This is a genomic window from Pseudalgibacter alginicilyticus, from assembly GCF_001310225.1.
In the GTDB taxonomy this organism is placed as follows: Bacteria; Bacteroidota; Bacteroidia; order Flavobacteriales; family Flavobacteriaceae; genus Pseudalgibacter; species Pseudalgibacter alginicilyticus.
This window is the reverse complement of the sequence record NZ_CP012898.1, coordinates 1,494,996-1,507,597: the sequence shown is the minus strand read 5'-3', so window position 1 is coordinate 1,507,597 and position 12,602 is coordinate 1,494,996. Positions and strand designations below refer to the sequence as shown.

Annotated in this window: 7 protein-coding genes; 6 read left to right on the top strand and 1 reads right to left on the bottom strand. The window is 33.0% G+C overall.

What is annotated here, in order from left to right:
- Positions 1 to 44 precede the first annotated feature (44 nt).
- The 4 genes from APS56_RS06160 (at position 45) to APS56_RS06145 (ending at position 8,145) form a co-directional block, all read left to right on the top strand.
- Positions 45 to 1,709 carry a fasciclin domain-containing protein gene (locus APS56_RS06160; protein WP_054726069.1) on the top strand — a complete coding sequence of 555 codons (1,665 nt, stop codon included), beginning with the start codon at positions 45 to 47 and terminating at the stop codon, positions 1,707 to 1,709.
- A gap of 80 nt (positions 1,710 to 1,789) precedes the next feature.
- Positions 1,790 to 3,307 (top strand): fasciclin domain-containing protein, encoded by a 1,518-nt coding sequence (locus APS56_RS06155; protein ID WP_082379276.1) that lies wholly within the window; start codon positions 1,790 to 1,792, stop codon positions 3,305 to 3,307.
- 18 nt (positions 3,308 to 3,325) lie between these two features.
- Positions 3,326 to 6,460, top strand: a complete 3,135-nt coding sequence (locus tag APS56_RS06150) for a SusC/RagA family TonB-linked outer membrane protein (RefSeq protein WP_082379275.1) — start codon at positions 3,326 to 3,328, stop codon at positions 6,458 to 6,460.
- Positions 6,461 to 6,501: 41 nt separating this feature from the next.
- Positions 6,502 to 8,145, top strand: coding sequence for a RagB/SusD family nutrient uptake outer membrane protein (locus APS56_RS06145; protein ID WP_157757618.1), 1,644 nt, complete (start codon positions 6,502 to 6,504; stop codon positions 8,143 to 8,145).
- 246 nt (positions 8,146 to 8,391) lie between these two features.
- On the opposite strand, the gene APS56_RS06140 is transcribed toward APS56_RS06145, so the two are convergent.
- Entirely contained in the window at positions 8,392 to 9,267 is an 876-nt protein-coding gene (locus APS56_RS06140) for an alpha/beta hydrolase (RefSeq protein ID WP_054726056.1), read from the bottom strand.
- A 434-nt stretch (positions 9,268 to 9,701) separates the two neighbouring features.
- On the opposite strand from APS56_RS06140, the gene APS56_RS06135 reads away from it, so the two are divergent.
- Both APS56_RS06135 and APS56_RS06130 read left to right on the top strand, forming a co-directional pair.
- On the top strand, positions 9,702 to 11,462 hold the full coding sequence (locus APS56_RS06135; protein ID WP_082379274.1) for an alpha-L-fucosidase: 1,761 nt from the start codon (positions 9,702 to 9,704) through the stop codon (positions 11,460 to 11,462).
- 19 nt (positions 11,463 to 11,481) lie between these two features.
- Entirely contained in the window at positions 11,482 to 12,576 is a 1,095-nt protein-coding gene (locus tag APS56_RS06130) for a glycoside hydrolase family protein (protein ID WP_211259740.1), read from the top strand.
- The last annotated feature ends 26 nt before the right edge of the window (positions 12,577 to 12,602 follow it).

Sequence of the window (12,602 nt, the reverse complement as noted above, 5' to 3'; positions counted from 1 at the left end):
ATCAAAATATTTTAACCCTAATTTAATTCAAAACTCATATTGTTATGAAAAATAATAGACTTATTACTTGGATTGGAGGGCTTGCCTTAATTATGCTTGGCATGATAGGATGCAATGACAAACTCGATGGAACCACATTTTTTACTTCAGACCAAATGACGATTATCCAAACATTGGAATCTAATCCTGAGACGTTTTCGTCTTACATAGAAATTCTTGAAAAAACAGATTTTTATAACTCTTTTAAAAGCTATGGAAACTATACCTGTTTTGCTCCTACCAATGAAGCTGTAAAGGCTTTTTTGATGGAAAAGTTCAATGTAGAATCTGTAAGTGCAATAACCAATCCAGAGGATATTGAATTTTTAAAAATTGTTGTTAAGTTTCAAACCATACCATCTGGTAGAGGCACCAGTGGCTTTGTAGAAGGAAGGCTTGCAGATACTACTTTTACAGGAGATTATCTTACAACATCCTTTTTAAAAGGAGGAGGAATTGCTAATGTAGAGATTAACCGTACAGTAGGGTTAGAGGAGTATGATATAAGTGCTAATAACGGAATTATACATACTATTAACGGTGTGTTAGATCCATATATTGATCCCGTGCCAGTAGTTATGGAAAAAGCAGGGAACCATACTATTTTTGTTGAGGCCTTAAAGCAAACGGGGTATTATGAAAAGTTTTCAGTTATTTTCAATGAATTTGGTTCAAAGAACAATTTTACCATTTTAGCTGAATCCGACGAAGTTTACGCTCAAGAAGGAATTCATTCATTTGATGATTTAGTTACTCGGTTTTCTCCAAACGATAGCGATTTTACCAATCCTGAAAATGATTTGAACAGGTTTGTTGCATATCATGCAACACAGAATTTTTTATACTCAAGAAATTTTCCAGAGGATGCATTTGTAAATACAGTTTTAGAAAGAAATGCTTGGAAATCGTTTAAAACGGATACAGAACTTAGAATAAACGAAACAGAAACAGGCGAGTATGATACTTGGACGTCATTGATAATAAGTGAGAGTAACTTTCCTGCTAAAAATGGGGTTTATCATACTGTAAATAAGCTATTTACTATATTTATACCTAAGCCAAAGCATATCATTTTTGATGTAGTAAGCGATCAGCCAGAATACCAATCTAGGTTAATTTCAGCAGGTTCAAACGTGCCAAGTACATCATGGGAATTTATTAGATGGTTTCCGGAAGGCAACAAACGTTATTTACAACAATCAAACAGGATAAATTTAAACAATAATATTTTAGACGTTGGAGGTTATTCATGGATAGAATTTGATACGCCAGTGTTGCCCAAAGGAAAATACGAGATGTTAATTTCTAGTAATGGAGGTAATAGTGCAAGAGGGATCTTTCAAGTATATTGGGATGGAGAGCCTATTGGGTCACTTTATGATTTAACATTAAGTACAGCAGCTAAAGGGTTTCCTGATGAAGCGCTTATGGAGTCCAGAGGGTGGCGTCATGGTTACAAATGTATAACAAACAATGCAGGAGTTACTCAATATGATACTGCAGGTGCTAGTAGGTTTATAATTACCAGAGAATTGTTATGCCCAGAACAGAAACGTCATGTTATAAGGTTAGAAGCTGTTAAGGCAGGTGGTAGCCCTATAGATTATATTGAATGGATTCCTGTTGTTGAAAATGGACCAGCTGATGATTCTGAATGTTATAATGATTAGAGACTATTAAACAAGAAGGAGTCTAATGACAACCTAAATTAGACTCCTTTACATAAAGAAAAATAATTAAACAATTAATAATGAAGAACAAAAACAACTGCATATTTAATTTCAGTCGATTACTGGTAATCGTTTGTATATTCTTTACGGTCAGCTGTAAAGAAGAAGCTTGGGATGACCATTACGACCAACAAGATTCTAGACTAGAAAAGAACATATTTACTGTATTGTCTGAAAATTCAGAATATTCAATATTTGTTACATTACTTGAGCAAACAGGCTATAAAAGTCAATTACAAACATCTCAAGCATTTACGGTTTGGGCACCAAACAATGCAGCTTTTGCTCAAGTGTCTAGTGCTATACTAAACGATCCTGACGCATTAAAAGAGTTGATAGGAAATCACATAAGCTTGTTTTCTTATAACACATCTAGTAATCAGGAAACCCTTGTAAAAATGTTCAATGATAAATATATTGAATTTATTAATACCTCTGGAATCTCTACTTTTGGAGGTATAAATCTTGCAACAAAGGATATACTGACATCCAATGGTATTCTGCACACTATAAATGAAGTTTTGGAGGTTAGCCCAAATATTTGGGGATATCTTAACACCAACGCAAGTGAATATCCTTCGTTAATGGCTTTTCTAACTCAATTTAATGAAACTGTTTTTGATGAGGGGGGTAGTGTTAAAATAGGAACTAACTCTTTAGGGCAGTCGGTTTATGATTCGGTTTTTGTTTCGTCAAATTCTTATTTTAAGACTATTGGTGATTTAAGTTCAGAAGAAAGACGTTATTCTTTTATAGGTCTTACAGAACAAGCTTACACAGGTATTTACGATACATTTAAAGATTATTATTATTATCCTGTAGCAGATTCTATTAAGGCAAATACTGATAGAACCATTTTTAGTAATTTAAATTTCCCAGCTGTTGATATTGATGATTTAAACGGTAATTTAGTTACTACTACAGGAAATTCGGTTAACTTAGATCCTAATGCTATTACAGAAAATCTGGCTTTAAGTAATGGAAACGTGTTTGTAGTAGATGAATTGAATTATGACCCAAAAAATGTAATTTATAAAGAGGTATTTTATGAAATAGAAAATACAGATAGAAGAACTATTGGTAATGCAACAGCTTTAACAGTTCAAAAAAGATTCAATAGAACGTCTTCAGGTCAATTCTACAGTGTAGTTAATTTAAACCAAAATCCAGATGCAGGGGAGACTAATAACTATTTTGAAATATCTTTTAGCAATGTATTGTCGGCAAGCTATACACTTCATTTAAAGTTTGTACCCATAGGAGCTTCTAAAAACACAAACTTAAAGTTTCAATTAAGCTATACCGATGAAAATAAAAACACAATAGTAGACGACATTCCTTCTGTAGTAATAAATAATCAAGAGGATGGAGAAATCCAAATAGGTGGAACATATGATATTCCAGTATTTATTAATGAACAAAAGGCTAATAGCTATTTTGTTAAACTAAAGATATTTGTTGATGTTAGTGAGTCTCAACTGATATTATTTGATCGCACATTTGGTTTAGATTATGCAAAATTAGTTCCAACCGAATAAGACAACTAAAAATTAAATATGAATTATTATCTGACTATGATGAAATTAAAAAATAAGTATACCCTGTTTTGCATTTTATTTTTAGGAATCACTTTTGCATTGCGAGCACAAGAGAAATCTGAAATTGTTGTAACAGGAACGGTAGTGGATGCTGCAAATAAAGAGCAATTAGCAGGGATTAACGTTCGAGTAGGAATTTTTGCATCTACACTAACCGATAAAACAGGTAAATTTACAATTAAGGTCCCTAACTCAGGGGCAACTCTTATTGTTAGCAGCCCTAATTATCAAACGAAAGAGGTGGCTTTAAAAGGCCGAACAAGTGTAGAAATAGCAATTTACAATAATGATTTTGAATCGTATTACAAAGTAGCTAATATGCCTACTGGTCATCAATCAAAAGCTTCCATTACAAGTGCTATAGCTACTAAAGAGGGATCAATTTCTGTACCTAAAGAATCTGTTGCCAATATTATTAATGGTGAGATGAGTGGTACACGGGCTATCATGCGTTCAGGTGTACCAGGTATTGGAGCTAATATTTTTATTAGAGGTTACAATACTTTAAATGGGTCTACACAACCATTAATCATTATAGATGGTATGATGATTGAAACGAACACATTTACTAACAACACCTTAATAAATGGTTATAGTTATGATCCTCTATCAGATTTAAATCCCAAAGATATTGCCAATATTACTGTTATTAAAGATGCGGCATCTATTTATGGTTCTAGAGGTGCTAATGGAGTCATCCTAATTGAAACCAATAAAACGGTTGATGTTTCAACTAAAATAGATTTCTATGTTCAAGGAGGTTTAAATTTTGCACCAAAGAATCTTCCAATGATGAATAGCAACCAATATAGATCTTATTTAGCTAATCAATTGAATAACTCTGGGTTATATACAAATAATCAAATAGCTAATATGCCTTACTTTAATGAAAATCCGGCTTTTCAAGATTACCTAAAGTATCATAATGATACCGATTGGCAAAAGCAAATATTTAGTAATGATTATGTAAATGAATATTATTTTAGAGTGACAGGGGGAGATGAAGTAGCAAAATATGGGTTGTCTGTTGGTTATTCAACTAATGAAGGCGCAGTTTCAAGTGCTGATTTTAGCAGATTTACATCACGTTTCAATGCGGAAGCTAATATAACTGAAAAATTATCGTTAAACACTAACTTAAGTGTAAGTTATACAACACGTAATCTGTATGATGATGGTTTGTATAGTACATCACCTATTTATTCGGCACTTAATAAGTCGCCATTTCTAGCACCATTTGTTCCTAATGCTGATGGTATTGTAACAGATATTTATGAAGACATTGACAATATAGCAGGTTTTAGTAATCCAAGAGCAATCATTGATAATGCTACTTTTCAAGCTAAAAATTATAACCTATACGGACTTTTTGAATTTGGATATAAAATATCAAATAAAATAAACGTTCAATCTTTATTTGGGGCAAATTATTTAAAAAATAGACAGAATGTGTTTTTACCAGATTTGGGACTTTCTACTGAATTTAATGAATATGGTGATGAACAAAACAGAACATCCAAAGTTAATGCAGAAAGTCTATTTGCATTCTATAATGATACCAGATTAAACTATAAAAACACTATAAATGATGTTCATGATTTTTCTGTAAACTTAGGATTCCGTTATCATACAAATAATTATGAAAATTCATATTCTACTAGCGGTAACTCTGCAGATGATCAATTTACCTCTTTGGATAGTGGTAATAGATTAACATATGTTACTTCAGGGAGTATAGGGAACTGGAATTATGCTTCTATTTACGCTAATGCAAATTATGCGTTCTTAAATAAGTATTTTTTTAGTTATAATATTTCTACCGATGCTTCTTCTCGTTTTGGAGATGATAAATCCCTTGGTATTTTTCCAGCACTTAGTGCAGGTTGGTTAATTTCTTCAGAAAATTTTATGTCTAACAATTCAGCTATAGATCAATTGAAATTACGAGCGAGTTATGGTTTAACTGGTAACGATGGTATTGGTAATTACAATGCAGAATCTTACTTTGTTTCTAAAAGGTTTTTAGAAGGAGCAGGTCTTGTAAGTGGTAATATAGCAAACAGTTCTATCAGGTGGGAAGAAACAGCTAAAGCAAACCTTGGTTTAGATGTTGGTTTATTTAACGAGCGTTTATCATTTAATATTGATTATTTTAATAACGTAACAGATGGTTTGCTTAATACTATTGAAATAGATCCTGTTTTTGGATATGAAGATGGTTATATCACTAACGATGGAAAGCTTAGAAATACAGGTTTAGAATTCAGTATGAATGCACGTTTAGTGAACACTCCTAATTTTAGTTGGGATATTGGAGGTAATATTTCTACATATGAAAATGAAATTGTTTCGTTGCCAGGAGATAGACAAATTATTAACGTTGAAGGTTTAAATGCTACCATTTTAAACCAAGAAGGAAGTGCGTTAGGATTATTCTACGGTTATAAAACAGACGGTATATATAACAATGCTGCAGAGGCTACATCAGCTGGGTTGGTTTGGAGAGATTTTGCAGGTTTTAATCAACCATTTGTTGCGGGCGATGTTAGATTTGTAAATACCAACGGTTCAGATAATGTTATTAATGAAGATGATAGAGTTGTAATTGGAGACCCAAATCCAGATTTTACTGGGATGATTTACAATAAGTTTATCTATAAAAAGATTACTTTATCAGCTGTATTTTCATTTAGCCAAGGTAATGATGTTTACAATGCTTTAAGGTGGAGAACAGAGTCTATGGATGGATTAGCTAACCAAAGTTTAGCAACGGTTAACCGCTGGACAGTTGATAATCAAAACACTAATATGCCACGTGCTGTTTATGGAGATGCTGTTGGAAATTCAAGATTTTCAGATAGATGGATAGAAGACGGATCGTACATACGGCTTAAAACAATATCTTTATCATATAGCCCAGATATTTTTAACGCTACATTTTATGTAACAGCTAATAATATATTTACAATCACAGATTATTTAGGTTACGATCCTGAAGTAAGCGCATCTCAAGTAAGTTATTTGCAAGGTATAGATGCAGGTTTTACACCACAATACAGTTCTGTACTCATTGGAGTTCGGTTAGGACTATAATTTTATTGAATATGAAGATTGAAATCATTAAAAAAAAACAAATGAAACAGTATAAAAATATTTTTTTAAGCCTAATTTTCGCTTCAACTCTACTAACATCGTGTGAAAGTCTTTTAGAGGTTTCTCCAGAAGAAGTGTTGTTGGAAGAAGATTATTTAGGTGATGACAAGCTTGATGCAAGGTCGGCTTTATTCGGAATTTTATCCCAAATGCAAGAAATTACAGGTCAGTATATAGTGCTGGGTGAAATGAGAGCCGATTTGGTAGATGTAACTGTAAACGCAGAAGACGATATTAGACAAATCAGTACACATGATATAAATCCAAATAATAAATATATTAATCCATCAGTATTGTTCTCAATAATAAACAATTGTAATTTTGCTTTAAATGGGATTGATACCGAAGCTTATGATGGTATTTTGGAAGACGATTACGCTTCTATTATGCGAATTAGAACTTGGGCACAAATACAGATTTTAATAAACTACGGTAAGCTTCCATATATTACGAAGCCTATCTCCACTGCGGAAGATTTAAAAGAAGAATACCTATTGCTTGATTTTGATCAAGCTATAAATCAGTTAATCCAAAACCTACAAGCTGTTGCAAGCATAGATAATGTTTCCAAATACGAAAATTCATTAGGATACAATATTTTTAATATGATTCCAGATGGCGATGTGCTATTGGGCGATTTAAATTTATGGAAAGGACAATATGTTACGGCCGCAAACTATTATAAAAACTTTTTCAGTAAAAATGTTGGTCTTACTGGGCGTTATAATTTAACATCCTATTTTGTAATTACTAATTTAAGTGGAGGGAATTATTCAACGGTAACATATAGACCTTCAATTTTTTTAAACGATGCAGTACAAGTTGGTGAAGTAATTAATTATACGGCATTTAGCGATCAGTATAGACAGCCAAACAGTAGTTTTCAAGTTCTTACAAATCAAATGAAGCCTTCTACTTTGGCTATTTCAAACTGGGATGCACAATTTAAAAGTTATTTAGGTGCAACATATCCTGGAGGAGAGGGAGATAACAGAACTAATTTATTGGATGATGACGGTAGACCAAGTTCGTATTCTGGCTCTGGGGATGATGCTAGAATAGCCAAGTATAATAATGAATATTTTATTTGGAACAGAGCAGCCCGCGTGTATCTTAGATATGCAGAAGCTATTAATTATGCTGGTCATCCTGAACAAGCTTTGGCTGTTGTTAACGGTATTTTTAATTCCACTACCACTCCTACAATTGATAATTCACCATTTTTAAATAATCCAGAAAGCTATTTAAATTTTACTACAGGTATTTATTATATCTCTAATGATAATGGGGTTATAGTATCTGGAAATCAAGGTATAAGAGGGAGGGTAAGTATGGCGCCGTTAAGTGTTGATCCAAGTTTAAATGAACAAGAAACTATTGAAGCCGTCGGACAAATTATTTTAGAGGAATCAGCATTGGAATTGGCCTTTGAAGGTACCCGATGGGAAGATTTAATGCGTTTTGCCTACCGCAATAACGACCCAAGTATTGTAGCAGACGCTGTGGCAAGTAAATTTGCATCAGCAGGTGATGTGGCTACTGCAGCTATCGTGCAACAAAAATTATTGAACTCTGATAACTGGTTTTTACCTTTAACAATTCCTGATAATTTTATTTCGCAATAATTATATTATTTAAACAATAGATTATTTATCGATGAAAAACTCCAAGAATATCCTTGGAGTTTTTCATTGGTATAAATTTGGGGCAATTAAAAAGGTTAAGACTCATAAACCAATATAAATAAAGTTTTATAGAGTTTAATAAAAAACAATGTTTACCGTGTTTTTGTTATAAAATGAATGCCATTTTAGGTTTTGTTCAACTTTTAAGTGTAGTTTATTTAATCAGGTAGTTATTTTTCTACTCTCTTAAATGCGTCTTTTAATAGTCGGTTTATTTTTAATAAAGCCTAATTTCCTTAAAAATACATCTGTATCATACATTGTTAAATTAAAGTAGGTGTTGTTGTTACCCTTTCTAAAAAAGCTACCATTAAAAAATCCGTGTCCTTCTCCGTCAATTGCCACTAAATTACATGTGTTTCCGGCCCCTTTCATGAGTGAAGTAAAGCGTGTAGCATTTTCAAAAGGAACAGTTTTGTCTTCTTTTCCGTGAAATAGTAACATAGGAGGCATGTTTTTTTTAACTTGATGGCATGGAGATATTTCTGTTTCACGACCAATTACTTTTTTATACCCATATCCTTTTTCAGTGGTATCTAACACAGGGTTGTAGCCAACTACTGCGTTTGGAATAGAACTTATGGCTAAATTTTCTTGTAGATTTTCGTGTCCTTCAACTAAAGCGGTGCATAAGGCTACGTGGCCACCAGCAGAGCCACCTGCAGCAATAATTTTGTTAGGGTTTATGTTTAGAGTTTTAGCATGCTCACGGATCCATCTAATAGCAGATTTTCCATCCTCAACACATTCAAAAGGCGACGTGTTATGCGTGTTTTTTATTCTGTATTCAGCAGAAATTGCTAATATGCCACGAGATGCAAAATATTCACTTTGTTGATAGAATTGATTTGGATTACCACTTGTCCAGCCACCACCGAAAAAAAAGACAATGGCTGCAGTAGGTTTTTTTAATGGCTTTGTTTTAAATACATGTAAGTAAAGACTATCTCCGTTTACAACTTTATATAATATTTTTTTATCAGGAACCATGTCTTGAGCTAAAATATTGGTAGCTGTAAAAACTAATATCAATAGGCTAGTTGTGATTTTTTTAAGTTTCATTTAATATGATTTTAATTGTTTATTTATTGAGTAGAGTTTCCGAAATATACTATATAATTGTTCAACAGAAATATTTATTTTAAGATTTTAATTTTTTAATTCAGTTCACTATTATGTTTCATATTCCTATTAGTTTTTTTTATAGTATAAATATAAATGGTGTTTGATTTTCTCCTTTTGATGTAACTAATAGCAGGAGTTATTTGCGTATTTTTAGTTCTTAACATAAGATTTTTTTTAAGTTCTAAAAGCGAAAAGAAGGTGAGATTGAATGTATTTTAATCTTTTTTTTTATTTCAGTACCCCATATAAAATATAGTTCCTAAAATGAGCAATAATTTATACTCTATGGACTATGATTTATACGTAAGAAAGCCTATAATTTTTAATATTGTAATCAATGTGGTTTTATTAAAAATAATCATTTATCTAAGATGAAAAAAACAATTTGGGTAGTTTTTGGGCTTTTGGTTTTTGTATTGGCTTGTGGCCCAAAGCAAAAAAAAACAGAGTTAATTAAAGCCGGCGATATAACAGATGAAGAGCGCATGGAGTGGTGGGAAGATGCTCGGTTTGGTATGTTTATACATTGGGGGATTTATACAGTTCCTGCAGGATTTTATAAAGGAGAAGCTCAGACAAATAGTGCTGAGTGGATTATGAACAAAGGAAAAATTCCTATAGAGGAGTATGAAAAGTATGCGGCAGAATTCAACCCAACTAAGTTCAATGCCAAGGAGTTTGTGGCGTTAGCAAAACGTGCAGGAATGAAATACATGGTTATTACAGCTAAACATCATGATGGTTTTTCTATGTTTCACTCCAAAGCAACAGAATATAACATTGTAGATGCTACGCCTTTTAAACGTGATGTTTTAAAAGAGTTGGCTAAAGAATGTCAAGAACAAGGTCTTAAATTTGGCTTTTACTATTCACAAGCACAAGATTGGCACCACCCTGGTGGAATGGGTAATAATTGGGATAAAAACATGGAGCGTGTTAGTAGTGACGAGTATGTATACGAAAAAGCTCTTCCTGAAGTTAAGCAACTATTAACAGAATACGGGCCTATAGCAATTTTTTGGTGGGATACACCTAGGAAAATGACCAAGTCAGTGGTAGATAGCTTATATAATATTACTACAGCGCTTCAACCTAGAATCATCACTAATGATCGTTTGGGAGATGATTACCCTGGTGATCATAAAACTTTTGAAAGGAATGGACCAAGATATCAGCCCGAATCAAAATATTGGGAATTATGTCAACCAGTTAGTGGTAGTTGGGGGTATAGAAGTGATGATGATAATTTTAAATCTATATCAACTTTAATCCGCAATCTTATCGATCAAAGTAGTAAAGGTGGGAATTATTTATTGAATGTAAGTCCTACTCATGAGGGGACTCTAAGGCATGAAGCAGTTGAAAGAATGAGAGCTATTGGTGATTGGATGGATAAAAATAGCGAAGCTATTTATGGAACTCAAGCAAGCCCTACAAGTGAGGAACCAGATTGGGGCAGAATTACAATGAAAACTATTGACAACAAAGGCTTATTATATTTGCATGTTTATGACTGGGAAGATGGTGTATCAATACCTATAAGATTAAACAATAACGTAGAAGCATGTTATTTACTCACCGATAAAAATAGAAACTTTAGAACGGAAGTGTTAGAGGAAGGCATTCAAGTAAAATTAACAGGTGATGCTCCAGATAATGTGGCTACAGTAATTGTTTTAAAATTAAAAGAAATGCCTAATGCTTTGCCTGTAAAACCTCTGGGTCAGGATGAAGCAGGCGTTGTAACATTGCCAGCCTTTAGAGCACAATATGAGAATTTACAGGGGCCAGGTGCTTTATATAATGATCATTTAGATTGTATAGGTAGTTGGGATAGTGAAACAGCTAAGGTGTATTGGTCATTCCAAATTGATAAGCCTGATAAGTTTAATGTTATAGCCAACTATTCAGGAAATAAAGATACAGAATTGGAAATCGTATTTAATGGCATCACAAAAATCATTAAACTCCCTGTAACTGGAGATAATCCTAAACGATTTAAAAATATAGACTTAATTGATTTTACTATTGAAAAATCTGGTAAATATGAGTTTTCACTAATGCCTGTAGCAGAAAAATGGAATGCAATTAATTTAAAAGAAATAAAGTTTCAACCAATAACTAACAATTAATTATAACGGTATTTGCAAAATGATTAAATCTATTTTTTTTCTTTTTATTGGGTTAATTTGTGCCTGTTGCGGAGCACAAAATTATATTTATAGTAACTTGAAAGCAGCGCCAATGGATGGTGGTTTGCAAATGGATAACTATTGGGTTTGGGGTAGTTCGGTAATTAAAGGCGATGATGGTAAATATCATATGTTTGCATCGCGTTGGCCTAAATTTTTACCGTTCCATCCAGGATGGATGATAGCTTCGGAAATTGTACATGCCACGTCAATTACTCCAGAAGGACCTTATGAATTTGAAGCTGTTGCTTTAGGAAATAGAGGTACTCAATATTGGGACGGACGTTCATGTCATAATCCAAAGATAGTAAAATACAAAGATACTTATATTCTTTATTATATGGGGTCCACACATCCTTTTGAAGATGTTACTGAAGATAATATAACTGAATTTGGTTTGTCTACAAAATGGAGTATTACAGCTAGGTGGGGTAAACGAATTGGTATTGCAACATCCAAAAGCCCTTATGGACCATGGAAGCGATTGAATGAACCAATTTTAGATGTAAAGCCAAATTCTTATTATAGTTATTTAACGTCTAATCCTTCACCATTAATTAAAAGTGATGGCTCAGTTGTACTTCTTTTTAAAGGTAGAAGTTATAATCAAGATGGTATAAAGCAAAGTGACATGAGTATAGGTGTAGCTACCGCGCCATCGTTTGATGGAGTATATACTGTACAAGGTGATGAACCGTTGTTTTCTATGGAACGTTTTGGTGAGGTGGAAGATCCACATTTATGGAGTGATGATGAAGGTTACCACATGATAGCTAAAGATCAGCGAGGATTAATAACTGGAGGAAAAGGTGACGGACTACTGGCGCATTCTGAAGATGGTATTAACTGGGTAATTGATAATAGCCCAAAAGCTTATACAAAAACAGTAAAATGGAACAATGGTAAAACTATTAAGCAGGGACAGTTAGAACGCCCATTTGTTTTTGTTGAAAATGGAAAACCTACCCATATATTCTTCGCTACAATGGATGGCCCTGGCGGATTTGGAAATGGGACAAAAACATGGAATATGGTAATTCCTTTAAATAAATAATTAATAAAACCAACTAACACTTTTTA

What these genes read in the sequence shown, in the direction of transcription:
- APS56_RS06130 (WP_211259740.1), top strand. Translation starts at nt 11,482, where the DNA reads ATGATTAAATCTATTTTTTTTCTTTTTATTGGGTTAATTTGTGCCTGT.
- APS56_RS06135 (WP_082379274.1), top strand. Translation starts at nt 9,702, where the DNA reads ATGAAAAAAACAATTTGGGTAGTTTTTGGGCTTTTGGTTTTTGTATTG.
- APS56_RS06160 (WP_054726069.1), top strand. Translation starts at nt 45, where the DNA reads ATGAAAAATAATAGACTTATTACTTGGATTGGAGGGCTTGCCTTAATT.
- APS56_RS06150 (WP_082379275.1), top strand. Translation starts at nt 3,326, where the DNA reads ATGAATTATTATCTGACTATGATGAAATTAAAAAATAAGTATACCCTG.
- APS56_RS06145 (WP_157757618.1), top strand. Translation starts at nt 6,502, where the DNA reads ATGAAACAGTATAAAAATATTTTTTTAAGCCTAATTTTCGCTTCAACT.
- APS56_RS06155 (WP_082379276.1), top strand. Translation starts at nt 1,790, where the DNA reads ATGAAGAACAAAAACAACTGCATATTTAATTTCAGTCGATTACTGGTA.
- APS56_RS06140 (WP_054726056.1), bottom strand. Translation starts at nt 9,267, where the DNA reads ATGAAACTTAAAAAAATCACAACTAGCCTATTGATATTAGTTTTTACA.